The sequence below is a fragment of the Serratia sp. OS31 genome, from assembly GCF_014164835.1.
Taxonomy (GTDB): Bacteria; Pseudomonadota; Gammaproteobacteria; order Enterobacterales; family Enterobacteriaceae; genus Serratia; species Serratia liquefaciens_A.
The window spans coordinates 1-25542 of the sequence record NZ_JACJFQ010000048.1; the positions used below are offsets into that span (position 1 = coordinate 1).

Here is a 25542-nt window from a genome sequence, read left to right on the forward strand (position 1 = left end):
GTTTGGTGCTACCAGGTCGAAGGGAGCGCAGGTATCCCCGGGAACTGAAATCATTGAAACGAAAATATCCTATAAAAAACAATGCCGGTCACCTTAAGTGACCGGCATTAGCCCTGGTGGCCGCCTTTTTCTTTGTCTGTTGCAGACAGAACCGGTCGGATTCAATACCAAATCATCAGCGCAACCAGGCTGATAACCACCAGTCCGCACAAGGCTGAGGTCAGCATAAACTGCCCGCGCACTCGCTCACAGCGGCGGATAAACTCCGGATCATGATGCTCGACATAACGCTGCGAGAAGATATAGCGTACCAGCCGTATCTGCTTGCTCGGCTGGCCATGAGCGGTAAAGAAACCACCGCCGTCGACATATTGATACAGCAGCGGGTCACAGCCGCGCAGAACCACCAACAGCGCGCGCAGAGAAGAGTAATACCGCACCATGTTTAACACACACACCACACACAGAGCCCAAAACAGCGCGACGGTACTGATCATGATTGCCTCCTCAAGGCGTTGTTATCCGCGGCGCTCCGCCGGGTCCAACTGCCCTACCTCTATACCCATTACTGCTGGAGCCTACCGCTCCGATCCCCTTTACACCGTACAGGCCGCGCATAACCCACCGCCTCTGGAGACAGCCTATCGCCATGCCGATGCGCACGCGTAGGTTTGATTCAGAGGAGAAATGATAAGGCCTATAGTCATTATTGTAGGTTAATGAAACGCAAACTGGCCTGAGCAGTAGATAAAATTTACCGCAACCCACCCATTTGTCATCCACCTATTGGTTATAACTGATAACCGCCCCGCCAGACGCCGCCGGTCTTTTCCACTGCCCCTGAGGGCATTTGGGGCTATACTCTGTTTAAGAACGCTTATATTTCAATCGGTCAACCCAGCAACCGCATCATGGGCGATAGGCTTTTCTGCCCAGCGGGTGTAAAACTGACGGTAGAGAGATAAAGAGAGTTTTTTGATGCGGTGCATTGTGATCGCCCCAACATATCATTGCGTTATCTGAATGATAAAATGCAGGTAAACCTGAAGCGCCAGGCTGGTACGCTAAATGCCTGCTAACCTTTTAATCGGCATTATATGGAAGGAGTATTCTCATGGCTTACAAACACATTCTGATTGCGGTAGACCTGTCCCCGGAAAGTAAAATCCTGGTGGAGAAAGCCGTATCTATGGCGCGTCCTTACAACGCCAAAGTTTCCCTGATCCACGTAGATGTTAACTATTCCGACCTGTATACCGGCCTGATCGACGTTAATCTCGGCGATATGCAAAAACGCATTTCCGAAGAAACTCACCACGCATTGACCGAACTGTCGCAAAATGCCGGCTATCCAATCACCGAAACCCTGAGCGGCAGCGGCGATTTGGCGCAGGTATTGGTTGATGCCATCAAGAAATACGATATGGACCTGGTCCTGTGCGGCCACCATCAGGATTTCTGGAGCAAGCTGATGTCCTCCGCACGCCAGTTGATCAACACCGTGCACATCGACATGCTGATTGTGCCGCTGCGTGACGAAGAAGAAAAAGCCGAAGATTAAGTCGGCGCCGGTAAACAGCCTTGCCCCAACGCCCGCGATTGCGGGCGTTTTTCATGGCGCCAACCTAATTAATCGCTTGATAATCAACCGCCCTCCAGTGATATAGTCGCTAAAGACACAACATCCTCCCCCAGGTTTTATCCATACCCATATTTATAAAAATAATGGGGGAAATTAACAGTATTACCCTATGAATTTCGGGCTGTAGCCGGGCAACAGCGCTACAGCTTGAAAGGCGACGGGTATAAAGGAGTTATCCATGGAAAATGCCTTATCGGTAGAGTCTTTCTTGTCCTCGCTACAACAACATAATCCCCATCAGCCGGAATTTTTACAGGCGGTCAGGGAAGTCTTCACTTCGCTGTGGCCTTTTATCGAGCGTAATCCGCGCTATCGCGAATATGCGCTGCTGGAGCGTTTGGTAGAGCCCGAGCGTACCATCCAGTTCCGCGTCAGTTGGGTGGACGATCGCGGCCAGGTGCAGGTTAACCGCGCCTGGCGCGTGCAGTTCAACTCCGCCATCGGGCCTTATAAAGGCGGCATGCGCTTTCATCCGTCGGTCAATTTGTCGATTCTGAAGTTCCTCGGCTTCGAACAGACGTTTAAAAACGCGCTGACCACCCTGCCGATGGGCGGCGGAAAAGGCGGTTCTGACTTTGATCCAAAAGGGAAAAGTCAGGCGGAGATCATGCGTTTCTGCCAGGCGCTGATGACCGAGCTGTACCGTCACCTCGGGCCGGATACCGACGTGCCCGCCGGCGATATCGGCGTTGGCGGTCGTGAAGTCGGCTTTATGAGCGGCATGATGAAGAAACTGTCCAACAACACCGCCTGCGTGTTTACCGGCAAGGGGCTGTCATTCGGCGGCAGCCTGACCCGTCCAGAGGCCACCGGCTATGGGCTGGTCTATTTCACCGACGCCATGCTGCAACGTCACGGGCTGGGTTTTGAAGGCATGCGGGTTGCGGTATCCGGTTCAGGTAACGTGGCGCAATACACCATTGAAAAGGCGCTGGAGCTGGATGCGCGCGTGATCACCGTATCAGACTCCGGCGGCACCCTGGTCGATGAAGCCGGTTTCACCACCGAAAAACTGGCCCATTTGGTGGAGATCAAGAATCAGCGCTATGGTCGGGTGGAAGATTATGCCCGCGAACGCGGCCTGACCTATCTGGCCGGCCAGCAGCCGTGGAACGTGCCGGTGGATATCGCTCTGCCGTGCGCCACCCAAAACGAGCTGGATTTGGCCGCGGCACAGACGCTGATCCGCAACGGGGTCAAAGCTGTGGCTGAAGGCGCAAATATGCCGACCACCATTCAGGCGACCGATGCATTCCTGGACGCTGGGGTGCTGTTTGCGCCGGGCAAGGCGGCCAACGCCGGTGGGGTTGCCACTTCCGGGCTGGAGATGGCGCAGAACGCCGCGCGCATCGGTTGGCGCGCCGAGAAAGTGGATGTACGTTTACAACATATCATGGCGGATATCCATCACGCCTGCGTGGAATACGGCGGCGAGGGTAAGCAAACCCACTACGTACACGGCGCCAATATCGCCGGATTCGTCAAGGTAGCCGACGCCATGCTGGCGCAGGGCGTGTTGTAACAGGTTCATAAGGTGATCTTGTTCACACATTGCTAAAATGCTTCAATGCCGGCGCTCAGTCCGGCATTTTTGCCCCTGTAAAACCCGATTGCTCCGTCTAATTTGTTTTAAACATGTAAATAATTATGGTTTTTATTGTTAATTTTATGATGATTTTTCGTGGTAAAATTACCACCACTGAATTATTCAACATTTAATTAACACTAAAAACGTCATAATTTTACTTCAACGTGCACAGATCACAATTCCCCAACTCTCGTTACGCTCCCTCTTCCATTCCTTTGTAATCTGCTCAGGTGGAAAAACAGCCACCCCTACAGATAAAAAAGGTACAGCGAATGAAATTTAACCTCGCATTATTAAATGCATGTGTGGTTTCTGCGTGCATGTTATCGACAACACCTGCCTTTGCTGCTGAAAAGTACGAGATTGCCGTGGTTGCCAAAGTGACCGGCATTCCCTGGTTCAACCGTATGGAAGTCGGCGTTAACGACGCGGCCAAAAAGCTCGACGTCAATGCCTACCAGACCGGGCCGTCCACCCCAGACCCGGCCGCACAGGTGAAAGTGATTGAAGACCTGATCGCCAAGAACGTCAACGCCATCATCGTGGTGCCTAACGACGCCAAAGTGCTGGAGCCAGTGCTGAAAAAGGCGCGCGAGAAAGGCATCGTGGTGCTGACTCATGAATCCCCGGACCAGCAGATTGGCCAGTGGGACATTGAAACCATCGACAGCGAGAAATATGCGCAGGCCAACGTCGATGAGCTGGCGAAAGACATGGGCGGCAAAGGCGGCTATGCCATTTATGTCGGCTCGCTGACCGTGCCGTTGCACAACGCCTGGGCGGATTCCGCCATCAAGTACCAGAAATCCAAATATCCGGACATGTTCGAAGTCACTTCGCGCCTGCCGGTGGCGGAAAGCATCGATAAATCCTACGCCACCACGCTGGATTTGATGAAAACCTACCCGCAGATGAAAGGCATTATCGGCTTCGGCTCCCTCGGCCCGATCGGTGCCGGTCAGGCGGTCGCCAAGAAACGCGCCAAGGACAAGATCGCCGTAGTCGGTATTGCCATGCCGGCGCAGGCCGCGCCTTACCTGGTGCGAGGCGACATCAAGAAAGCCCTGCTGTGGGATCCGAAGGACGCCGGTTATGCCCTGGTGACGGTGGCCGATCAGCTGTTGCAAGGCAAAGAAGTGACCAAAGATTTGTCGATCGAAGGCTTGGGTAAAGCCGACGTCGACATGGATAAAAAAGTGATTCGGTTTAATAAAATTCTTGAAGTCACTAAAGATAATGCCAAATCGCTAGGATTTTAATTTTCAGTAATATTACGCCACACCGGGAAAGTCATGAAACAACGAAGGGCGCAATATATGCGCCCCGAGTTTCAGTCACGACCATAATAAAAACCTGCACAGGTTAACGCTATGACCACATCCACCGCATTTATCACCCTGGAAAATATCAGTAAGCGATTTCCAGGCGTGCTGGCCTTGGACCAGATCAACCTGACGCTAAATATTGGCGAAGTGCACTGCCTGGCCGGGCAAAATGGCTGCGGCAAAAGCACCATCATTAAAATTATTTCCGGCGTTTATCAGCCGGAAAAAGGCGCCAATATTTCGCTGGAAGGTAAACTTTTTCATTCCCTGACGCCGCAACTGTCCGGCTATTACGGTATTCAGGTGATTTATCAGGATCTGTCGTTATTCCCCAACCTGACCGTAGCGGAAAATATTGCCATTCACCGCTACCTGCCCGGCGGCCATTTCTGGGTGCGCAAGCAGGTGATGCGCCAAACGGCGCTGGATGCCATGGCGCGCGTCGGCGTGCATATCGATCCCGACAAGAAAGTTGAAAAACTGTCGATTGCCGATCGCCAACTGGTGGCCATATGCCGCGCCATTGCCGCCGAAGCACGGCTAGTGATCATGGATGAGCCAACCGCTTCGCTGACGCGGCAAGAGGTCGACGGCCTGCTGCGGGTGGTCAACGAACTGAAAGCGGCGGGCATTTGCGTGGTGTTTGTCAGCCACCGGCTGGATGAAGTGATGGAGGTCGCCGACCGCATCAGCGTGATGCGCGACGGCAAGCTGGTCGGCACTTATCCGGCCAGCCAGTTGGACAGTCATGAACTGGCGTTCCTGATGACCGGCCAACGCTTCCATTACAGCCAGCTGCCGGCGCTGGCGTCAACCGACAGCGCACCGCTGCTTGAGGTTCGCAACCTCAGCCGACGCGGAAAATACCAGGATATCAACCTGTCACTGCACGGTGGCGAGATCGTCTCGATCGTCGGGCTGCTCGGCGCGGGCCGTACCGAGCTGTGCCTTAGCCTGTTCGGCATGACGCGTCCTGACAGCGGAGAAATTCGCATCGACGGCCAACCGGTCCAACTGCACAACAACCGTGAAGCGGTACGCCAGGGTATCGGCTATGTGTCGGAGGATCGTCTTACGCAAGGGCTGATCATGGAGCAGTCGATCTACGACAACACCATCGTCACGGTCTTTGATCAACTGCACACCCCGCTCGGGCTGCTGGACCATGCCAAAGCGACCGAGCTGGTTAACCGGCTGATTCGCGATCTGAACATCAAGGTTTCCGACAGCGCGCTGCCGGTAAAAACCCTGTCGGGCGGCAATGCGCAACGTATCGCCATCGCCAAGTGGGTGGCAACGCAGCCGAAGATCCTGATCCTTGACTCGCCCACCGTCGGGGTGGATATCGCCAACAAAGAGGGGATCTACCAGATCGCCAAAGATCTGGCCGCGCTCGGCATGGCGGTGCTGATGATCTGCGACGAGATCCCGGAAGCCTATTACAACAGCCATCGGGTGATGGTGATGCGCAAGGGCGAGCTGATCGCCGAGTTTTCGCCGCACCACAGCACCGAACAACAGATCGCCGAGGTGGTGAATGGATAAGTCATTATTGGCCCGCCTGGCCGGCCGGCACGAGTTTTACCTGGGCCTGCTGGTGTTGTTGCTGGCAATAGGGCTGAGCGTCAGCACCAGCGAGTTTCTGACGCTGGGTAACCTGACCGACGTCGCCACCAGCTACGCCATTCTCGGCATTCTCGCCTGCGGCCTGTTCGTGGTGCTGATTGCCGGCGGCATCGACATTTCATTCCCGGCAATCACCGCCATCGCGCAGTACGTGATGGCCAGTTGGGTCATTCAACACGGCGGCGGCTTCCCACTGGCGTTCGCACTGGCAATGGGCGTCGGCCTGCTGCTCGGGCTGGTGAACGGTTTTCTGGTCTACTGGCTGAAGGTGCCGGCGATCATCATCACCATCGCCACGCTGAACCTGTTCTACGGCTTACTGGTTTACGCCACCAACGGCACCTGGCTGTACGGTTTCCCCGACTGGTTTATGGATGGCATCAGCTGGTTCTCATTCCAGGGGGCCGACGGTTATGACTACGGCCTGACGCTGCCGCTGCTGTGCCTGCTGGCGGTGATTATCGTCACCGGCGTGCTGATGAACTTTACCCGCCTCGGCCGCCAAATTTTCGCCATGGGCGGCAACCGCGATGCGGCGTCGCGCCTGGGGCTGAACCTGCTGCGGCTGCACTTCTACGTTTACGGCTACATGGGCATTCTGGCGGGTATCGCCGCGGTAGTACAGGCGCAGATAACCCAATCGGTAGCCCCCAACTCCCTGCTCGGTTTTGAGCTAACGGTGCTGGCGGCGGTAGTGCTGGGCGGCACCAGCATGACCGGTGGGCGCGGCTCCCTGACCGGCACGCTGCTGGGCGTGGTGCTGTTGGCCTTCCTGCAAAACGGCCTGACGCTGCTCAGCGTGTCGGCCTATTGGCACCAGGTGTTCAGCGGCGCGATCATTTTGATCAGCATCAGCAGCACCGCCTGGAATGAAAAACGCAAGCTGGCCAAGGAGCTATGACATGATCTAGTTAACCCGTCTGATCCCCAACGATCGGATCATCCGCCTGCAGAGCGCGATCATTATCGCCGTGGCGCTGCTGTTCGCCGGGCTGCTCGGATCGCGCTTCTTCAGCCTTGGCAATTTCCAGTCAATCGCCTCGCAGCTGCCTATCCTCGGCATGCTGGCGCTCGGTATGGGCATTACCATGCTGACCGGCGGCATCAATCTGTCGATTATCGCCGGTGCCAATGCCTGCTCGCTGGTGATGGCGGCCATTATAGTCAGCCATCCGGACCAGCCGCTGTTTCTGGCGCTGGCACTGCTGGCCGGGCTGCTGGTCGCCGTCGCCATTGGCGCACTTAACGGCATGCTGGTCGCCTGGATCGGCGTTTCGCCCATCCTCGCTTCGCTCGGCACCATGACGCTGATCACCGGCCTGAATATTCTGCTGTCCAACGGCGCGGTGATCTCCGGCTTCCCGGCGGCGATTCAGTATCTCGGCAACGGCAGCCTGCTCGGCATACCGGTGGCGCTGCTGCTGTTCCTGCTGGTATCTGTTGGCCTGTGGCTATTGCTGGAGCACACCACGCTCGGGCGCAGCCTGTATCTGATTGGCTCCAACGAGCAAGCCACCCGTTTTAGCGGCGTAAACACCGCCCGGGTACAGATTGCGGTCTATATTCTGTCCGCCCTGCTCGGCTGGGGTGCGGCGCTGCTGATGATGGCCAAATTCAACTCGGCCAAGGCCGGTTACGGTGAATCCTATCTGCTGGTGACCATTTTGGCCTCGGTGCTGGGCGGCATTAACCCGGACGGTGGGTTTGGCCGGGTGCTGGGTCTGGTGCTGGCGCTGATTGTGCTGCAAATGCTGGAAAGCGGCCTCAACCTGCTGGGCGTCAGCAGTTATCTGACCATGGCCCTGTGGGGCGGTGTGCTGATCCTGTTTATCGCATTACAGAATCGAAAAGCCTGACTGGAGAAAAACAATGGCGAGCTATTTTATTGGCGTAGATGTAGGCACCGGAAGTGCGCGCGCAGGGGTATTCGATCTCAACGGCCACATGGTCGGGCAGGCCAGCCGAACCATCGACCTGTATCGCCCGAAGGCGGACTTCGTTGAACAGTCTTCGGACAATATCTGGCAGGCGGTGTGCAACGCGGTGCGCGATGCGGTCAACCAGGCCGACATCAACCCGATTCAGGTTAAAGGACTGGGTTTTGACGCCACCTGTTCTCTGGTGGTACTGGACAAAGAGGGCCAACCGCTGACCGTCAGCCCGTCCGGCCGTACCGAGCAGAACATCATCGTGTGGATGGATCACCGCGCCATCACCCAGGCCGAACGCATCAACGCCACCAAACATCGGGTGCTGGATTTCGTCGGCGGCATCATTTCGCCGGAAATGCAGACCCCTAAAATGCTGTGGCTGAAGCAGCATATGCCGACCACCTGGGCCAATGCCGGTTACCTGTTTGACCTGCCGGACTTCCTCACCTGGCGGGCCACCCAGGACGCGACCCGCTCACTGTGTTCGACGGTGTGCAAATGGACCTATCTCGGCCATGAACAGCGCTGGGACAAAAGCTATTTCAAACAGATTGGATTGGAAGACGTGCTGGAGCACGATGCCGCCAAGATCGGCAGCGACGTCAAAATGATGGGCGAACCGCTCGGCCACGGCCTCACCCAGCGTGCCGCCAGTGAAATGGGCCTGATTGCCGGCACGGCGGTCAGCGTCTCGATCATCGACGCCCACGCCGGGATGCTCGGCACGCTCGGCGCTACCGGGGTTTCCGGTGAAGTGGCAGACTTTAACCGCCGCGTTGCGCTGATTGGCGGTACCTCCACCGGCCATATGGCGATGTCCCGTACCGCCCGTTTTATCGGCGGCGTATGGGGGCCGTATTACTCGGCGATCCTGCCGGAATACTGGCTGAACGAGGGCGGCCAGTCCGCCACCGGTGCGCTGATTGACCACGTGATCCAATCGCACCCTTGCTATCCGGAGCTGCTGGCGCAGGCAAAAACCCAGGGGCAGACGATTTATGAAGTGCTGAATGCCCTGCTGCGCCGTATGGCCGGTGAGCCGGAGGAGATTGCCTTCCTGACTCAGGATATTCATATGCTGCCGTATTTCCACGGCAACCGTTCACCACGTGCCAACCCGACGCTGACCGGTACCCTGACCGGGCTGAAGCTGTCGCGTACCCCGGAAGACATGGCCTTGCATTATCTGGCGACCATCCAGGCGATCGCGCTGGGTACCCGTCATATTATTGAAACCATGAACCAAAGTGGCTACAGCATCGATACCATCATGGCCAGCGGCGGCGGCACCAAAAACCCGATTTTCGTGCAGGAACATGCCAATGCCACCGGCTGCGCCATGCTGTTGCCGGAAGAGAGCGAGGCGATGCTGTTGGGGGGAGCGATGATGGGCACGGTGGCGGCCGGGGTATTCGACACGCTGCCGGAAGCCATGAGCGCCATGAGTCGTATCGGTAAAACCGTGACGCCACAGACCAACAAAATCAAACGCTATTACGACCGTAAATACCGCGTGTTCCATGAGCTGTATAACGACCACATGAAATACCGCCAACTGATGCAGGAGGAGGCCTGATGCAGCAGGAATGGCAGCGGGCCGCTGAAGCCTGGGCAATCTACAGCCGGGAGCTGGCGCAGCTGAGCCAGCGCATCGACGCGCAAAACTGGCAACGGCTGCTGACGGCATTGGCCGAGTGCCGGGGGAAAATCGTGGTCACCGGCGTAGGAACTTCCGGTATCGCGGCACGCAAGATAGCCCATATGCTGGCCTGCGTAGAGCGCCCGGCTATCTACCTGAACGCCACCGATGCAGCGCATGGCGATCTGGGCTTTTTGCGCAGCGATGACCTGATGATCCTGATTTCACGCGGTGGAAATTCCGACGAATTGACCCGCCTGCTGCCAACGCTGCAGGCCAAGAATGTGCCGCTGATCGGCGTAACGGAAAATCCGGATTCGGCGATCGCCAAAGCGGCGCAGTTAGTGATCCGCACCGGTGTGGAAAATGAGATAGATCCACTGAATATGCTGGCAACCACGTCAATCGTGTTGGTATTGGCGATTTTTGACGCGGCCTGTGCCTGTCTGATGGAGCGCAGTGGCTATAACAAAGAAACGCTGCTGGCGGTACACCCGGGGGGCGATGTCGGCAAGCGTTTACTGCTGGGGGATTAACCCCCCGCAGCGGTTAACAAGGGCCCGGCATGCGCATGCCGGGCCCTATTATTACTATCAGGCTTTGTTAATCGCCTCGAGAATCACTAACCGATCGCTCAGGCGTTTTTTCACCACCGGATCGCTGGCGGCGGCCATTTCTGCCTTCAATGCCGCCTGTTGCTGCTGGCGCACTTTCGGCTCGCTAATCAGCAATGACTTCACGTTGAACGACGCGACATTGCCGTACCGCCCATCTTCACTGGTGGGTACGCTGATTTTGCCGTCGTTCAGCAGTTTTTCGACGATTTTACGCTCACGTTCGTAACCTTCCAGCCCGACCAACTGCCAGCGCTGCACCGCCTGTCCCTGATACTGGCCTTTTTTCACTTCGGTCAGATAACGGATAGTCAGGTTGCGGATGGTTCCGGCCTCTTCGCCATATTCAGCCTTGCTGTCCGACAGTACCGGGAACTGCATGCCCTCCAGCGCGCCGCCTTTTTGCGTCAGGTGCCCCATGCGATAGCTGTTCATGCCCAGACGGATCGGCGTGCTGTCAGTCACCGGCGTGCCGTCGGCCATGCGCAGATCGCGGATGCGCTGCCCGACCGGTTGGCGCAGGTCGATTTTATAGGTCACGCCATCGAAGAAATCATTGGTGGAATACTTGGACGCGCGGCGCTGCGGGTTGAAGCTGTAGGTGACATCGCCGTCCTGCAGCTGATTGAAGTAGCCCGCCGACCATTCCATGTACTTCTTCAATTCTTTGCCGCTGAGCTGATAAACCGTGATCTCACCGCCGGCATATTGGTAATTGAAGGCGATATCTTTGGCCGTGATGGTGCCGACGTTTAATTTTGGCCGGTCATTATCAATCTGCAGCGCGATCACCTGCGCCTGCGGCGCATAGTAACGGCTGGCTTCCTGATACAGCTTGCTGATGCCGGTGTCCTGCACGTGCACCTGCGGGATCCCCTTCACGGCATCCGGCGGCACCAGATCCTGGCCGCTGAGCTGGGCAATAGGCCGGTTGGCATTGGCGCGCAAAATCTTGTGGTAAGGCTGATAAATCTCTTCCAGCTTTTTATCCGACGCGATGCCTTTGATCGGATAGGTATAGCTGTCTTTGTTGATCAGCACGTACTTGCCGTTGTGCTGCTCAAACTGCAAATCGATGCGCGAAAGCGCACGGCCATATTTGTCCGGTTCGGTGACGATCACGCCGTTAATCACTTCTTTATCGACTTTGACGTGCATATGCCCGGCGACGATCGCCGCCAGTTCCGGGTTCGCGCGGGCGATATCGCCAACGCCGGTGCCTGGGCGCTGGTTCTCGTTGTCGATGCCCATGTGCGCCACCAGCACAATCGCGTCCACTTCACCCTGAATTTGCTGAATGACCTGCTTCACCGCCTGCACCGGATCGGTAAAGTTCAACCCTTTCACCCGGTCGGTGCCTTTGGCGAACTCTGCGGTCATCGGCGTATCCATGCCGATAATGCCGATTTTCACGCCCTGGCGTTCAATGATTTTATACGCCGGCAGGTAAGGTTTGCCGCTCTCCCACAGAATATTGCCGGCCAATGCCGTGCCCTTGAACTGGTTCAGCGAGGTGGAAAGCGGTTTGAGGCCGAAATCGAATTCATGATTGCCCATCACCCAGACGTCATAGTCCAGCGCGTTAAACCCGAGGATCATCGGGCTGGTTTTGTCGTTTTTAAAAGTCTCGACAAAGTTGCCCTGAATGGTGTCACCGGCATCGACCAGGATCACGTTCGGCTGCTTCGCACGAACCTGTTGCACCTGGGTGGCGATTTGGCTCAGGCTGCCGGCCAGGTTTTCGGTGTCGGTCGAATAATCCCAGGGCACAAAGGTGCCGTGCAGATCGGACGTGCCGAGGATGGTGATATTGACTGGTTCAGAAGCCATTGCAGAGGTACCCAGGCAAAGCAAAACAGCAAGGAGTGTCTTCTTCATTATCATCTAATTATAGGAAGGGGGAACGAACGGGAATCATGCGATCTGGAACACAAGCTTGCCAGTATCTTTGCAAGGTAAAAAATAAAATTGGGAGGTGGATCAATGAATACCTCCCTATTTCGCCCTCTATGCCCTAATCATTGGCGTTGTATTAAGGCGGCTTGTAGGGGCGCAGCATGCTGCGCCCAAATTAACGAGGATAGGGCATATATATATCGAAACGGTGACTCTTGGTGGTCGAGGCCGCATGCGCAGGCACGTTAGCCAATGGCGGAGCGTAATCCGGCCGCTTGACCACCACGCGTTTGGTCGCCAGACGGCGTGCCGGCTCCAGCAGACCATCGGCGTCGTCGTCGCTGCCCACCAGCGACTGGAACACCCGCATCTCTTTCTTCACCAGCGCGCTTTTCTGCTTGTGGGGGTACATGGGATCCAGGTACACCACCTCGGGTGGCGAGTCGAGCTCGGCTAACGCCGTCAGGCTGGAAGCATGCAGCAGAGTCATGCGCTCGCGCAGCCACGGACCGATTTCCCCATCCTGATAACCGCGTTGCAGCCCATCGTCCAACAAGGCGGCCACCACCGGATTACGCTCCAGCATCCGCACTCGGCAGCCCAGCGATGCCAGCACAAAGGCATCGCGCCCCAGCCCGGCCGTGGCATCCACCACGTTTGGCCGATAGCTGCCCTTGATGCCGACCGCCTTCGCCACCGCTTCGCCACGCCCGCCGCCGAAGCGGCGCCGATGCGCCATAGTGCCGGAGATGAAATCGACGTAGATCGCCCCCAGCTTGGGTTCGTCACGCTTACGCAACTCCAGACGTTCCGGCGTCAGTACCAGCGCCAGCGTCGCGTCGTCGTCCGAAACCAACTGCCAGCGTTCCGCCAGAATAGACAAGGCGCCGGGATCGGCGCCTTCTTCACACAATAAACACACGCTCACCGGTGGGGTTATCCTTTAATGCCGTAATGGCGCAGCATAGCATCCAGCTGCGGCTCACGGCCACGGAAGCGTTTGAACAGTTCCATCGGCTCTTCGGAACCACCACGCGACAGAATGTTGTCGAGGAAGGATTTGCCGGTTTCGGCGTTGAAAATCCCCTCTTCTTCAAAGCGCGAATAGGCATCGGCCGACAGCACTTCTGCCCACAGATAGCTGTAGTAACCCGCCGCGTAACCGCCGGCAAAGATATGGCTGAACGCATGCGGGAAACGGCCCCAGCTTGGTGAAGGCACGACCGCCACACTCTTTTTCACTTCTGCCAGCGTTGGCAGGATCTGCGCACCTTTCTCTGGGCTGTATTCGGCGTGCATGCGGAAGTCGAACAGGCCAAACTCCAACTGGCGCAGGATGAACAGCGCCGGCTTGTCGCCCAGCGGGCGATTGAAGTTACAGGTCAGATAGGCAACCGGTTTTTGCAACTCGCCATTAGCCTTGCGCAGGCTGCCGACGCAGTCGTCCATCCAGGCGCCGCCACGTTTGTTTTCACGGGCATACAGATCGAGGTAGAAGCTGCCGCGCAGCTCACCGTTAGCATCGAACAGATCGAAGAAACGCACCTCTGGATGCCAGGTATCCACATCTTTGCGTTCTTTGGCGGTGATGCCGTAAATGCGTTTGACCACTTCGAACAGCCCTTCCACTACGCGCTGTTCCGGGAAATAAGGGCGCAGCTGCTCGTCGCTGATCGAGAACAGATGCTGTTTCTGCTTTTCGCCGTAATAGGTAATGTCCCAGGCTTCCAGCTCATCCACACCGTAATGCTGTTTGGCGAAGGCACGCAGCTGCGCCAGTTCCTGCTCGGCCTGTGGACGGGCGCGTTTGGCCAGATCGCTCAGGAAACCCAATACCTGCTCTGGGTTTTCCGCCATTTTGGTCGCCAGTGACTTGTCGGCATAGCTGTCAAAGCCCAGCAACTGGGCCAGTTCGTGGCGCAGCGCCAGCGTTTCCGCCATCACTTCACTGTTGTCCCATTTGCCGGCATTCGGCCCCTGATCGGAGGCGCGGGTGGCAAAAGCGCGATACATCTCTTCACGCAGCGCACGGTTATCGCCGTAGGTCAGCACCGGCAGATAGCTTGGCATATCCAGCGTCAGCAACCAGCCTTCCTGCTCTTTGGCCTGCGCCATCGCCTGAGCCTGAGCCAGCGCGCTTTCCGGCAGGCCGCTCAGTTCGGCTTGATCGGTGATCAATTTGCTCCAGCCCATGGTGGCGTCGAGCACGTTGTTACTGTACGTAGAACCCAGCTCGGACAGGCGTGCCACGATCTCGCCGTAGCGACGCTGTTTTTCCGGCGACAGGCCAATACCCGACAGTTCGAAATCACGCAGCGCGTTTTCTACCGACTTGCGCTGCGGCACTGTCAGTTGATTGAAGGCTTCGCCTTCTTTCAGGCTACGGTAAGCCTGGTATAGCCCTTCGTGTTGCCCTACCCAGGTGCCGTACTCGGACAGCAACGGCAGCGCCTGCTCATAGGCGGCGCGCAGTTCCGGGCTGTTTTTCACCGAGTTCAGGTGCCCCACCGGCGACCAGATGCGCGACAGGCGATCGTCAGACTCCGCCAGTGGCTGACACAGATTATCCCAGGTAAATGGCCCCGGCTGCGCGACAACGCGCTCTACCGTAGCGCGGCAGTCATCCAGGGCGGATTGCACCGCGGGCACGATATCTTCTGGACGAATGGCGGAAAACGGCGGCAGGGAAAACGGGGTCAGCAACGGATTTGTCATAGGGCAGTCCTGATTAGCGTTGGGGCCCGCCACGACGGGCAGGCCTTAAAATGCGTATGAATATCTAACATGGAGCCAAGCAGCAGGAAAATCAATGGCCCGACGTTGATAGATAGTGCCTTAAACGGCACTCTGGCGGATTTTCGCGGCCAGCGCGGCCAGATGCTGGTCGTCGGCGCGCGCCGCGTCGTGGGACGAAAGGTAGCCTTCATAGCGGTCGAAGAATTTCGCCGAGGTCGATTCGATAGGCTGCCACTGCTCCAGCGCAGCGGTACCGTGCATCGGGATCAGCTTGGCATGCACATGGTCGACGCCAAAACCTTCGAACACCATGCCGCAGCGTCCCACGTCGTCAAACGCCCGATCGAGCAACTGCGCCACCCGCTTGGTCGCCAACATCAGCTCGCTGAGCACCTTGTCCGGCAACGCAAAGGCGTAGCTCTCGTAGTGCGCCTTGGGGATCACTACGCTGAACCCCTCGGTATTCGGATAGATGGAAAGGAACGCCATATGACTCTCGTCCTCCCAAATTTTATGGCACGGCACTCTGCTCGCCACCATTTCGCAAAAGATGCAGCTCATCGTCCCCTCCTGAATGCCACGGCGAGCCAAAAGCCCGCCGTAAAAAGCCTTTCAGCAACATAGCGGATATTTTACCTTTTGACTGCTATTCCCCCGCATTTCCTGCCCAAATAGTCGGGCGCCGTTGATGCCAGGGCGCTGCCCGCTCCAGTTGCCCTGCCAATTGCAGCAGCTGATCTTCACGGCCAAAACCGGCGACGAATTGCATGCCTATCGGCAGATTGTGTTGCGCATCATGCGCCAGCGGTACTGACATCGCCGGCACGCCGGCTACGTTAAACACTGGAGTGAACGGCGAATGGTCGAACAAGTGCGCGGTCCACTCCAGGCCACTCATATCCGCCGTTCCTGCGCCGTAACGACCGATCCGCCAGGGCAAGTCAGGCATGGTCGGGGTCAACAACAGATCATACTGCTGGAAATAGGCACCCACGGCACGGGTCACCCGGTTGCGTACTTCAAGCGCCGCGACCATATCCACCGCCCTGGCGGTCAATCCGTAGCGGTAACAGGCCAAGGTTTCCGGCTCCAGCATCTCGGTTGAAATCGCTCGTCCGGTGGTTTGGCTCAGCCCCTCGACCCAACCGACCAGATTGGCGCACCAGATCTGCGCATTGGCGAACACCAGTTCCTGCCAGCTGACGCCGATCGGCATCTCCGCCTCGGTGACCTGATGGCCCAGTTCGCTCAGCAGCACTGCGGTGTCGTTGGTGGCCTGGGTAATTTGCGGATCGGTTTTCCCGCCATTCCAGGCCTGGGTCATTATGCCGATACGCAACCGACCAGGGTCTCGGGTGACCTGCGACAGCCAGCTATCTGCCTGCGGTGCCGTGTAATAAGGTTCACCGGGATGGGGGTGTTGTAGCGCATCCAGTAACGCGGCGCTGTCGCGTACCGTGCGACTCAGCCCCAACTGAACGCCAAAACCGTTGAACACTTCATCCATCGCCGGGCCATGTGATACCCGACCGCGCGTCGGTTTAAGGCCGAACAGCCCATTCGACGACGCAGGCACGCGAATAGAACCGGCGGCATCAGTGGCATGTGCCATAGGCACGACCCCGGCAGCAACCGCCGCACCGACTCCGCCGCTGGAACCTCCAGCGCTGAAATCAGGGTTCCAGGGATTGCGTGTAGCACCGTACAACACCGCTTCGGTGGTGGTGCTGAACGCCATCTCCGGCGTGGTGGTTCGGCCAAAGGTCACCAGCCCTGCGCGATGGATATTACTCATCAGATAGCTGTCTTCCGCGGCAATATGCCCCTGCGCCAACCGGCTCCCCAATTCAAGACGCTTGCCGGCCATGCTGATGGCGATATCCTTGATCAGAAAGGGAACGCCTGACAGTGGGCCGCTCCTCTCCCACTGAGGTTGTGGCCAATGCTCCACCACCGCGTTGATCGCCGGGTTTACCGCATCAACCGCAGCCCTCGCCGTCTGCTGCAGCTCTTGTGCACTGACCTCACCCCCCTGAACCAGTTCGGCCAATCCCAGCGCATCGTAGCTGACGTATTCGCTCAGTTTCATGGTTTTTTCCTTATCATCCGTTGCGGTTTCGCCGGGTTTTCCGACGTCCGTTCCACGGTAGGAGGATTGGCGTTATAGTTGAAATTGATAGGTTTAATACGAGGAATAGTTATCAACAATTTAAAGCGGGTCGATCTCAACTTGCTGGTCACGCTGGAAGCGCTGCTCAGCGAACGCAACGTGACGCGGGCGGCGGCACGCCTCAATCTCAGCCAACCGTCGGTCAGCATTCAACTGGCCAAGCTGCGCGAGATTTACCACGATCCCCTGCTGCTGCCCGGCCCACGGGGTATGCTGCCCACGGCGCGCGCACTCGGCCTGTTGACGCCGCTGCGCCAGACGCTGGCCGACCTCGGCCGCCTGGTGGCGCCGGAACGCCCGTTTGATCCGCTGCTGGCCGAAATGACCTGGCAGCTGGCCGCCGCCGCCGAATATGCCATTCTGCTGCCGATGCTGCCCAAACTGCGGCAGGCGGCGCCCCAATCCCGCCTGGCGATCCGCGAGGCATCGCCGAAACACATGAGCCGCGATCTGGCAGACGGCGTGATCGACCTCGGTTTTTTGTCCCGGGAAGAAGCCCCCGCCGAGCTGCGCCATCGACAGTTGTTTCGCGAGCAGTACCTGCTGGTAGGCCGTCGTGACCATCCGTTGTTGCAAAGCCCCCCTTCGCTGGAGCAGTTTTGTCAGTTGGAGTTCGTGATGGTTTCGCAAGACGGCGGCGGTTTTCGCACCCTGATAGACACGCTGTTGGAAGCGCAGGGATTAGCGCGACGCGTCGTGATGTCGCTGCCGCACTTCCTGTTCATCCCCGCGCTGCTGGCAAGGTCCGATATGGTCGCGATGCTACCTTCGCGCATGCTGGGCGAACTGCTGGGCGACCTCCGCACCTGGCCGGCGCCGTTAGAAATCCCCGGTTATGACATGGTGATGGTATGGCATGAACGCTCGCACCGCGATCCGGCCCACAGCTGGCTGCGTGAGCAAGTGGTTGACGCCCTGGAGGGCTCGGCGACGCCACTATAAAACCTCAACCAGCTCAAACTGTTGAAAAACCAGCCACATTTGGGGCGAAAAAGTGCCTTCACGCGTAAAAAAATCCTGGTGCCCCTGCCGCCAGAACGCCAGGCTTTTATCCCCCTCACCTTCCTGTGCCGCCATCTCGGCCGTAACGTCGCAATAGCGAGTCAGCCTCAATGACAGGATCCTGATGACGCAGGCCGGTTCGCCGCGACCGTCAAGCACGACGTTGTAATCCCCAACCCTGGGTTCTTGCTCTTGCTGATAAGAAAGATAAGAACAGCAGGTGGCGGTTTTCTGCCCCTCGAGCACCCGTTGCAGCAGCTCGTCTGCCAGCGCCGGGCTGTCGCCGAATGGCCAACGAGACACACCGGGATATTTAGCCAAAATGGCCGCTTTAGTCATTGTTCTGCTCCTTGATAGAAGGTCTGAGGTCACGCATTTCACTTTTTCCCGTCCAGACAGTTTATACTGTGCAGAATATAAGCCTTTATTCTGTTCAGCAGGCTCCGTCGGGGGCACAAGGAATTACCACAAGCCATGTTAAGTTACCGCCACAGTTTCCACGCCGGCAACCACGCCGACGTGCTTAAGCACACCGTTCAAAGCCTGATCATCGAATCGCTGAAAGAAAAAGAGAAGCCGTTCCTGTACCTGGATACCCACTCCGGCGCAGGACGCTATCAGCTGAGCGGTGAACACGCCGAGCGCACCGGGGAATACCTGGAAGGCATCGGTCTGCTGTGGCAACGTGATGACCTGCCGCAAGAGCTGGCAGCCTACATGAGCGTAGTGCACAACTTTAACCGCACCGAAAGGTTGCGTTACTACCCAGGTTCGCCACTGATTGCCCGTCAACTGCTGCGTCCGCAGGATAAAATCCACCTGACCGAACTGCACCCGAGCGACTTCCCGTTGCTGCGCAGTGAGTTCCAGAAGGACGAGCGTGCCAAGGTGCAACGCGCCGATGGCTACCAGCAGTTGAAATCCCAACTGCCGCCGCTGTCGCGCCGCGGGCTGATCCTGATGGACCCGCCTTACGAAATGAAAACCGATTACCAGGACGTGGTAAAAGGCCTGCAGGAAGGCTACAAGCGCTTTGCCACCGGCACCTACGCGCTGTGGTACCCGGTGGTGATGCGCCAGCAAATCAAGCGCATGCTGAAAGATCTGGAAGCCACCGGCATCCGCAATATTCTGCAGATCGAACTGGCGGTAAGACCCGACAGCGACCAGCGCGGCATGACGGCCTCCGGCATGATTGTGATTAACCCGCCGTGGAAACTGGAACAGCAGATGAACAACGTGCTGCCGTGGCTGCACAAAACCCTGGTGCCGTCAGGCAACGGTCACCATTTGGTGAACTGGGTGGTGCCGGAATAAGCTTCCGGGGCGCGGCCTGCCGCGCCTTTACCCCACCTATCACAGCCATCGACGCAATCTTTGCGACAAACCTGCATCAGGCGTTAAACTCTTACGCTCTTCGATTCACACAATTCATGGAAATCCCAGATGACCAAACATTACGATTATCTAGCAATTGGCGGCGGCAGCGGCGGCATCGCATCGATCAACCGGGCAGCCATGTACGGCCAGAAATGCGCACTGATTGAAGCCAAAGAACTGGGCGGCACCTGCGTAAACGTGGGTTGTGTACCGAAAAAAGTTATGTGGCATGCGGCGCAAATCGCCGAGGCCATCCACCTGTACGGCCCGGATTACGGTTTCGATACCACCGTCAACGCGTTTGACTGGAAGAAACTGGTCGCCAACCGCACCGCTTATATCGACCGCATCCATAATTCCTACGACAACGTGCTGGGTAAAAACAAAGTCGACGTAATCAAAGGCTTCGCACGCTTTATCGACGCCCACACGGTGGAAGTGAACGGTGAAAAAATCACCGCCGACCATATCCTGATCGCCACCGGCGGCCGTCCAAGCCACCCTGACATTCCGGGTGCAGAATACGGCATCGATTCAGACGGTTTCTTCGATCTGGACGCCATGCCAAAACGCGTTGCGGTGGTGGGTGCTGGCTATATCGCGGTAGAAATCGCCGGCGTGCTGAACGCGCTCGGGGCCGAAACGCACCTGTTCGTACGTAAACACGCTCCACTGCGGACTTTCGACCCTATGGTTGTCGAGACCCTGGTGGAAGTGATGAACACCGAAGGGCCAAGCCTGCACACGGAATCCGTGCCAAAAGCCATCGTCAAAAACGCCGACGGCAGCCTGACGTTGCAGTTGGAAAACGGCAAGGAATTCACCGTCGACAGCCTGGTGTGGGCGATTGGCCGCGAACCGGCGACCGATAACCTGAACCTGGCCGCTACCGGGGTGAAAACCAACGAAAAAGGCTATATCGACGTCGATAAATACCAAAATACCAACGTAAAAGGGATTTATGCGGTGGGCGACAACACCGGCGCCGTCGAACTGACCCCGGTCGCCGTTGCCGCAGGCCGTCGCCTGTCCGAACGCCTGTTCAACAACAAACCGGAAGAGCACCTGGATTACAGCAACATCGCCACCGTGGTGTTCAGCCACCCGCCGATCGGCACCATTGGCCTGACCGAACCGGAAGCGATTGAGAAATTCGGTGCAGACAACGTGAAAGTGTACAAATCTTCCTTCACCGCCATGTACAGCGCCGTGACGCAGCACCGCCAACCGTGCCGCATGAAGCTGGTCTGCGTGGGCAAAGAAGAGAAGATTGTCGGCCTGCACGGCATCGGTTTCGGCATGGACGAGATCCTGCAGGGCTTTGCCGTAGCCATTAAAATGGGCGCGACCAAGAAAGACTTTGACAACACCGTGGCGATCCACCCGACCGCCGCAGAAGAGTTTGTGACCATGCGCTAAGCGCGGGCACCCGCCAAACATTATATGTTTGTCAGCAGTCTCAGGCCAGGTTAACCCCCTGGCCTTTTATTTTCGTCCTCTTTACCCTTTACTTCGACACCACCCGCTATTTTCTGCCATTATTTTGCCTGATATATAGGCAAGGCTCATGCAAGCATCCGCGACTCTGGAGAACATTGATGCTGTTCAATCTGTTTAAAAACACCCTGTGGGCATTTTTTGCGCTGGCAATTCTTCAATCCAGCGCGCTAAGTTTTACCCTGGAAGTCGCGGGAAACATCGAAAACACCACCGACCCGGTAAAGAAAAGCTATCTGTTTACCGATAAACAACTGTTGGCCATGCCGGTGCGCAGCATCACCACCTCTACCTCGTGGACGCCACAAAGAAAGTTCGAAGGGATTGGCGTGGCGGACATTTTGGCGCGAGTCGGCGCCAAAGGCAGCACGCTGACATTTTATGCGCTGAACGATTATTACATCGACGTGCCGCTGTCCGATGTCGAAAAATACAACATGATTTTGGCTTACAAAATGGACGGCGTCATGCTGAAGATCAGAAACTTCGGCCCGCTGTTTTTGGTTTACCCGAGGGATGCCGCCGGGCCTGAGTTAAATTCGCCGCTCTACAACTCGCGCTTCATCTGGCAAGTGGACAGGATCGTAATTAAATGAAGCTCACAGGGTTTAAAAGCGGCAGCAGGCTGGCGATCCCGGCTATCTTTGCCGCACTGTTTCTGGTTGCCTCTACGGTGACGCTGTATTACTACAGCGCGACCCTGTCGAAAAAAGGGTTGTATGCTATCGCCGGCACGCAGGAAAACTACTCCTGGTCGATCGCCAAATTCTCGATCAAGCTGGCCGAGTTTGACACGCTGGTCGAACAGCTGAAAAACGCGCCACAGGTGGATAGCGAAGATCTTCGGCTCAGGTTTGAAATCCTTTATTCGCGTTTTTACGTGCTGGAAACGGTCTCCGAATCCACCCAGCCGCTGTATGCCGAACCGGGTTATCCCGAAGTGGTCACACACATGCGCGAGAAAATGGATCAGATTGATCGTTTGCTGAACGACCCGAAAATTGATTTCTCTCTGATTTCGCAGGCGATGAAGCAAATCAAGCCCTATGCGATTGAAATGGCCAACCTGACCGATCATGCCGAAGTGAAGCAGCGCACCGCCGCCTACGAAGACTATATCGAGAAACGCCACATCATTTTCTATGGTCTGGTGATCGTGATGTTTTCAGTGATCGCACTGATCGCCATCACGCTGATTGTGCTGCGTCAGCAGCGCCTGACCATCCGGCAACAGGCCAAGGCCATTGAGGCGGAAAAAGCCACCCGCACCAAAAATGCCTTTCTGGGCGCTATCGGCCACGAGCTACGCACTTCGCTACAGAGCATCATGTCCGCCATTGATGTGCTGGTGAATACCCAGGTGTCGGCCGAGCACGCGGACACTTTCCAACGGCTGGAAACCGCCGCACAGCAAATTGAAAGTCAGATGAAAGACCTGACCGATTATGCCCATCTCGACAGCGGTATGATGGAACTGCGCATCGCCCCCTTCGACGCCCAGCAGCTGGTCGAGGAAACGGCGAATGAAATCAAAACGCTGCGCCAGAAAGATCGGGTCACTTTGCTGTGTGAAGTGGAATGCGGCCACCTGCAGATACATTCCGATCCGCTGCGCATCCGCCAAATTATCGTCAACCTGCTGACCAATGCGTTCAAATACACCGAAAGCGGGACCATCACCCTGCACAGCTGCTTGCGCAGCCAGGCGACAGGCAGTTCGCTGATTATTGAGGTTACCGATACCGGTATTGGCATTGAAAAAGGAATGCTGGATCAGATATTCCGGCCTTTCACCCAGCTTGATCAGTCGCATACCCGGCAATATGGCGGCGTCGGCATGGGGTTGGCGATTGTGCACGGGCTGGTGACGCTGCTCAACGGCACCATTACCGTCTACAGCGAGCTCAAAAAAGGCAGCACCTTTATCGTCAGCATTCCGGTCGAAGTCAGCAACGAGGAGGAGTTGGGCGAAATGCCGCTCCACCCGCATGGTTTGCCGCAGAAGCAGCAGCATATTTTGGTCGTCGATGACAATAAATCGGTGAGTGACGCCTTCTCGGCGCTGCTGGACAAGCTCGGCTATCAGCATGAGCTGTGCAACTCTTCTGAAAGAGCGCTGCAAAAACTGCTGCGGCGTCCTTACGACGCGTTGCTGTTGGATCTGCAAATGCCGGGAATCGATGGGGCCGCACTGGCTAAAAAACTGCGTGACCAACGTGGGCCCAATCGGCATATCCCGATTATCGGCATCAGCGCCTACACCCCTGAGCAACTGTCTGTCGAACAGCGGGCGCTGTTCGACAACTATTTAATGAAGCCGGTTCGGCTGGACGCCTTGTCATCCGCACTGGCTTCACGGCTCGCCGCTAAAGGTTGAAGCACCGCAGCAGTGCGGCTTCGATGACGTGGAGCCGCACGGGTTTTTCATAAGGGCCCAGCACATCATAGTCACGCATCGCCCTGGCGATTTCAGACTCGCGCTGGTCGGTCCCCAACTGACCGGTCAGCACCAAAACCGGCGCATCCGGGTTATCCGAAGCACGGATGGTTTCAATACAGCGATCTGCCGTTTCCTGACCGATCAACCAGTCGACCACGTAACCATCGAACAGGCTTTGCTGCAGTGCCTGACAAAAGCTGCTGACGTCGTAGAACGCCACGGCATGGAAACCGCGCCCGTTTAGGTATTTGGTCAACTCATCGGCCGCCAGGTGCGAATCGTCGAGCACCGCAATGCTCAAACGTTCGTCTTCGACGGCGGCAGGGCGAACCTCTATCAGTTCGACGCAATAACGTTGCCCCTGCGGCGCATCATCCGCGCGATAAATGCCCCATTGCCCAGCCTGCTGCAATGCGACATATTCCGCTGTACGCCCGCCAATCAGCTCATGGCCGATATAACCGACGCAGGCTAATTCCACCCCGCCCACGTAAAAGATGGCATCACGTGCAATAGTTTGCGCGGAAACGTCATGTTCAGCACCGGTATCTACGATCGCAGCCGGCGTTTCCCCTAATGCCGCCGCGACGTCGTTAATCTGCTCCAGAGTCCAGGGGCTTTGCCCTTTCAGCTTGCGATGCGCATGCGAAAAGCTCAGATCCAGAATACGGCTGAGCTCCTTGGCATGCTGCCGCTTACCAATCCCATAATGGACAAACAGTTCCCTGACCCGGTTTGCAATCGACTGTGAATCGAATTTCTGATGATTGTTATCCATTTTTTCCTTCGATTTTTTTTGCTGTTTTTTCAGTCGTTTTCATACTTGCCGTGCAAAAAAGCGATCGAAAACTGGTATATGGTACAATGTATTATCTAAACATTGCTTGACATACCACATTATATAGTCAAACATGGTATCAGAAGAGACACACAGCAACACCACAATAAAAATATAACAATAGTGAAATCGCATCACCAATAATCACAATAACACCAGGGAAAGCTCATTTTCGGTTGCCGTACTGAGAGAATGTATGCAACAGACCCTCACCGAAACTTGAGCCGTAGCGCTAATCTGTTTTACCCGCATTTGAACCGAGATCCGCAAGGGTCTCGGTTTTTTCTTGCCTTATTTTTGCCGCAGCCCAAGCGGGTTCAGCTGTTACCGGCCGAAAAAAATAGGGCCAGCAAGCTGACCCTAAGGTTTAAATTCCGAAAGTGAAATGCGTTAGATCAGAACTTCCAGGTAAAACCGGCGTTGACGCTGTTGTCCTGGTAGTTTTGCGACAGCAGCCCGCCATAGCCCAGCGACAGCGTGGCGTTCTTGTTCACCGCCACTTCCGCACTGGCTTTCAGCACCGCACCGTCACGCGACGCCGACACGCTGTTCACCACGAACGGTGAGCTGCCGCCGTTGAACTTCAGCCCGGTTCCGCGATCCAGATCGCCGTACTGATGCTGCCACCCCAGCTCGCTGCGCAGCGCCACCGCGGTGGTTTTGCTCGCCTGCCACTCGGTATCTGCACGCAGCCCCAGCGTCGAGACCGTCGCGTCGGTGTGTTGCTTGTCACCGTGCAGCGCCGCCGCGCCGCCATCTTCCGAGATGCCGTTGTTCTGGAAGTTGATGTACGCCAGGTTGGCGAACGGCTCCAGATTCACCCAGGCGGCTTTTATGCTGTATCCCGCTTCGGCGAACACCTGCTCGGTACGCGCGCTGTACTTCGCGGTTTCGCGATCCGACTGCATGCCGTAGTTAACCGAACGTGAGGTATCGAAGCGGTGCCAGGTATAACCCCCACCGGCACGCAGCGCCAGTTCACCGAACTGTTTGCCGCCGTACACCGCCAGATGGTAGTTGTCGCTGTCCGCATTCGAGCCATAGCCGCCGTCCAGCGAGGTGCGGGTATAACCGGTCGCGACCCCTAACCGCCATTCATTCGCCAGTGCCGAGTCCAGCCCCACCAGCACGCCGTAGGTCGATGCCTGATAGCCCGTGGCGTTGGCATCGCCCGACGCGTGGTCCCAGGCCCCCAGCAGCTGTGCCCAGGCGCCACCG

Annotated in this window: 22 protein-coding genes; 13 read left to right on the forward strand and 9 right to left on the reverse strand. The window is 56.9% G+C overall.

What is annotated here, in order from left to right:
- Window positions 1-161: 161 nt before the first annotated feature.
- Window positions 162-497: a universal stress protein UspB gene (gene uspB, locus H5P17_RS24540; protein WP_020837437.1), complete on the reverse strand. Its 336-nt coding sequence runs from the start codon at window positions 495-497 to the stop codon at window positions 162-164.
- 617 nt (window positions 498-1114) lie between these two features.
- Here uspB and uspA point away from each other — a divergent pair.
- From uspA to H5P17_RS24580, 8 genes are all read left to right on the forward strand, one after another.
- Window positions 1115-1561: a universal stress protein UspA gene (gene uspA / locus H5P17_RS24545; RefSeq protein WP_044554836.1), complete on the forward strand. Its 447-nt coding sequence runs from the start codon at window positions 1115-1117 to the stop codon at window positions 1559-1561.
- Between the two features lie 259 nt (window positions 1562-1820).
- Complete coding sequence (gene gdhA, locus H5P17_RS24550; RefSeq protein WP_182825662.1) at window positions 1821-3164, forward strand: NADP-specific glutamate dehydrogenase; 1344 nt, start codon at window positions 1821-1823, stop codon at window positions 3162-3164.
- A 338-nt stretch (window positions 3165-3502) separates the two neighbouring features.
- On the forward strand, window positions 3503-4489 hold the full coding sequence (locus tag H5P17_RS24555) for an autoinducer 2 ABC transporter substrate-binding protein (protein WP_182825663.1): 987 nt from the start codon (window positions 3503-3505) through the stop codon (window positions 4487-4489).
- Between the two features lie 111 nt (window positions 4490-4600).
- Window positions 4601-6100: a sugar ABC transporter ATP-binding protein gene (locus H5P17_RS24560; protein ID WP_182825664.1), complete on the forward strand. Its 1500-nt coding sequence runs from the start codon at window positions 4601-4603 to the stop codon at window positions 6098-6100.
- The gene (locus tag H5P17_RS24565) at window positions 6093-7082 is read left to right on the forward strand and encodes an ABC transporter permease (protein WP_046374939.1); all 990 of its coding nucleotides are present in this window, start codon (window positions 6093-6095) and stop codon (window positions 7080-7082) included. Before H5P17_RS24560 ends, H5P17_RS24565 begins: the two co-directional genes overlap by 8 nt.
- A gap of 19 nt (window positions 7083-7101) precedes the next feature.
- Window positions 7102-8037, forward strand: coding sequence for an ABC transporter permease (locus tag H5P17_RS24570; protein WP_182825676.1), 936 nt, complete (start codon window positions 7102-7104; stop codon window positions 8035-8037).
- 13 nt (window positions 8038-8050) lie between these two features.
- On the forward strand, window positions 8051-9688 hold the full coding sequence (locus H5P17_RS24575) for an FGGY-family carbohydrate kinase (protein WP_182825665.1): 1638 nt from the start codon (window positions 8051-8053) through the stop codon (window positions 9686-9688).
- The gene (locus H5P17_RS24580) at window positions 9688-10287 is read left to right on the forward strand and encodes an SIS domain-containing protein (RefSeq protein WP_182825666.1); all 600 of its coding nucleotides are present in this window, start codon (window positions 9688-9690) and stop codon (window positions 10285-10287) included. Before H5P17_RS24575 ends, H5P17_RS24580 begins: the two co-directional genes overlap by 1 nt.
- A gap of 57 nt (window positions 10288-10344) precedes the next feature.
- On the opposite strand, the gene H5P17_RS24585 is transcribed toward H5P17_RS24580, so the two are convergent.
- The 5 genes from H5P17_RS24585 to H5P17_RS24605 all read right to left on the reverse strand — a co-directional run bounded on the left by H5P17_RS24585 (window position 10345) and on the right by H5P17_RS24605 (window position 17086).
- Entirely contained in the window at window positions 10345-12243 is a 1899-nt protein-coding gene (locus H5P17_RS24585) for a bifunctional UDP-sugar hydrolase/5'-nucleotidase (RefSeq protein WP_182825667.1), read from the reverse strand.
- Window positions 12244-12436: 193 nt separating this feature from the next.
- Window positions 12437-13189 carry a 16S rRNA (guanine(1516)-N(2))-methyltransferase RsmJ gene (gene rsmJ, locus H5P17_RS24590; RefSeq protein WP_182825668.1) on the reverse strand — a complete coding sequence of 251 codons (753 nt, stop codon included), beginning with the start codon at window positions 13187-13189 and terminating at the stop codon, window positions 12437-12439.
- Window positions 13190-13197: 8 nt separating this feature from the next.
- Window positions 13198-14976, reverse strand: a complete 1779-nt coding sequence (gene prlC, locus H5P17_RS24595) for an oligopeptidase A (protein ID WP_182825669.1) — start codon at window positions 14974-14976, stop codon at window positions 13198-13200.
- A 120-nt stretch (window positions 14977-15096) separates the two neighbouring features.
- The gene (locus H5P17_RS24600) at window positions 15097-15558 is read right to left on the reverse strand and encodes an HIT family protein (RefSeq protein WP_182825670.1); all 462 of its coding nucleotides are present in this window, start codon (window positions 15556-15558) and stop codon (window positions 15097-15099) included.
- Between the two features lie 85 nt (window positions 15559-15643).
- A complete protein-coding gene (locus H5P17_RS24605; RefSeq protein ID WP_182825671.1) occupies window positions 15644-17086 on the reverse strand; it encodes an amidase in 1443 nt (480 codons plus the stop codon).
- A gap of 111 nt (window positions 17087-17197) precedes the next feature.
- Between H5P17_RS24605 and H5P17_RS24610 the strand changes: the two genes are divergently transcribed.
- The gene (locus H5P17_RS24610; protein WP_370570059.1) at window positions 17198-18109 is read left to right on the forward strand and encodes a LysR family transcriptional regulator; all 912 of its coding nucleotides are present in this window, start codon (window positions 17198-17200) and stop codon (window positions 18107-18109) included.
- Here H5P17_RS24610 and H5P17_RS24615 read toward each other — a convergent pair.
- Window positions 18104-18508: an ASCH domain-containing protein gene (locus tag H5P17_RS24615; protein WP_182825672.1), complete on the reverse strand. Its 405-nt coding sequence runs from the start codon at window positions 18506-18508 to the stop codon at window positions 18104-18106. The two genes, H5P17_RS24610 and H5P17_RS24615, sit on opposite strands and share 6 nt — an antisense overlap.
- Before the next feature lie 135 nt (window positions 18509-18643).
- Here H5P17_RS24615 and H5P17_RS24620 point away from each other — a divergent pair, with 135 nt between their 5' ends.
- The 4 genes from H5P17_RS24620 to H5P17_RS24635 all read left to right on the forward strand — a co-directional run bounded on the left by H5P17_RS24620 (window position 18644) and on the right by H5P17_RS24635 (window position 23423).
- Window positions 18644-19486 carry a 23S rRNA (adenine(2030)-N(6))-methyltransferase RlmJ gene (locus tag H5P17_RS24620; RefSeq protein WP_044554847.1) on the forward strand — a complete coding sequence of 281 codons (843 nt, stop codon included), beginning with the start codon at window positions 18644-18646 and terminating at the stop codon, window positions 19484-19486.
- A 129-nt stretch (window positions 19487-19615) separates the two neighbouring features.
- Complete coding sequence (gorA, locus tag H5P17_RS24625; RefSeq protein WP_044554848.1) at window positions 19616-20968, forward strand: glutathione-disulfide reductase; 1353 nt, start codon at window positions 19616-19618, stop codon at window positions 20966-20968.
- Window positions 20969-21147: 179 nt separating this feature from the next.
- Window positions 21148-21642: a molybdopterin-dependent oxidoreductase gene (locus H5P17_RS24630; RefSeq protein ID WP_182825673.1), complete on the forward strand. Its 495-nt coding sequence runs from the start codon at window positions 21148-21150 to the stop codon at window positions 21640-21642.
- Window positions 21639-23423, forward strand: coding sequence for an ATP-binding protein (locus H5P17_RS24635; protein WP_182825674.1), 1785 nt, complete (start codon window positions 21639-21641; stop codon window positions 23421-23423). Before H5P17_RS24630 ends, H5P17_RS24635 begins: the two co-directional genes overlap by 4 nt.
- On the opposite strand, the gene H5P17_RS24640 is transcribed toward H5P17_RS24635, so the two are convergent.
- Both H5P17_RS24640 and H5P17_RS24645 read right to left on the reverse strand, forming a co-directional pair.
- Window positions 23413-24264, reverse strand: a complete 852-nt coding sequence (locus H5P17_RS24640) for a helix-turn-helix domain-containing protein (protein WP_044554851.1) — start codon at window positions 24262-24264, stop codon at window positions 23413-23415. The two genes, H5P17_RS24635 and H5P17_RS24640, sit on opposite strands and share 11 nt — an antisense overlap.
- 455 nt (window positions 24265-24719) lie before the next feature.
- A partial coding sequence (locus H5P17_RS24645; protein ID WP_182825675.1) for an autotransporter outer membrane beta-barrel domain-containing protein occupies window positions 24720-25542 on the reverse strand: 823 nt, incomplete at its 5' end.

Excerpts from the sequence above, each read along its gene's own strand:
- uspB (WP_020837437.1), bottom strand. The coding sequence starts at position 497 with ATGATCAGTACCGTCGCGCTGTTTTGGGCTCTGTGTGTGGTGTGTGTG.
- uspA (WP_044554836.1), top strand. The coding sequence starts at position 1,115 with ATGGCTTACAAACACATTCTGATTGCGGTAGACCTGTCCCCGGAAAGT.
- gdhA (WP_182825662.1), top strand. The coding sequence starts at position 1,821 with ATGGAAAATGCCTTATCGGTAGAGTCTTTCTTGTCCTCGCTACAACAA.
- H5P17_RS24555 (WP_182825663.1), top strand. The coding sequence starts at position 3,503 with ATGAAATTTAACCTCGCATTATTAAATGCATGTGTGGTTTCTGCGTGC.
- H5P17_RS24560 (WP_182825664.1), top strand. The coding sequence starts at position 4,601 with ATGACCACATCCACCGCATTTATCACCCTGGAAAATATCAGTAAGCGA.
- H5P17_RS24565 (WP_046374939.1), top strand. The coding sequence starts at position 6,093 with ATGGATAAGTCATTATTGGCCCGCCTGGCCGGCCGGCACGAGTTTTAC.
- H5P17_RS24575 (WP_182825665.1), top strand. The coding sequence starts at position 8,051 with ATGGCGAGCTATTTTATTGGCGTAGATGTAGGCACCGGAAGTGCGCGC.
- H5P17_RS24580 (WP_182825666.1), top strand. The coding sequence starts at position 9,688 with ATGCAGCAGGAATGGCAGCGGGCCGCTGAAGCCTGGGCAATCTACAGC.
- H5P17_RS24585 (WP_182825667.1), bottom strand. The coding sequence starts at position 12,243 with ATGAAGAAGACACTCCTTGCTGTTTTGCTTTGCCTGGGTACCTCTGCA.
- prlC (WP_182825669.1), bottom strand. The coding sequence starts at position 14,976 with ATGACAAATCCGTTGCTGACCCCGTTTTCCCTGCCGCCGTTTTCCGCC.
- H5P17_RS24600 (WP_182825670.1), bottom strand. The coding sequence starts at position 15,558 with ATGAGCTGCATCTTTTGCGAAATGGTGGCGAGCAGAGTGCCGTGCCAT.
- H5P17_RS24605 (WP_182825671.1), bottom strand. The coding sequence starts at position 17,086 with ATGAAACTGAGCGAATACGTCAGCTACGATGCGCTGGGATTGGCCGAA.
- H5P17_RS24615 (WP_182825672.1), bottom strand. The coding sequence starts at position 18,508 with ATGACTAAAGCGGCCATTTTGGCTAAATATCCCGGTGTGTCTCGTTGG.
- H5P17_RS24620 (WP_044554847.1), top strand. The coding sequence starts at position 18,644 with ATGTTAAGTTACCGCCACAGTTTCCACGCCGGCAACCACGCCGACGTG.
- gorA (WP_044554848.1), top strand. The coding sequence starts at position 19,616 with ATGACCAAACATTACGATTATCTAGCAATTGGCGGCGGCAGCGGCGGC.
- H5P17_RS24630 (WP_182825673.1), top strand. The coding sequence starts at position 21,148 with ATGCTGTTCAATCTGTTTAAAAACACCCTGTGGGCATTTTTTGCGCTG.
- H5P17_RS24635 (WP_182825674.1), top strand. The coding sequence starts at position 21,639 with ATGAAGCTCACAGGGTTTAAAAGCGGCAGCAGGCTGGCGATCCCGGCT.
- H5P17_RS24640 (WP_044554851.1), bottom strand. The coding sequence starts at position 24,264 with ATGGATAACAATCATCAGAAATTCGATTCACAGTCGATTGCAAACCGG.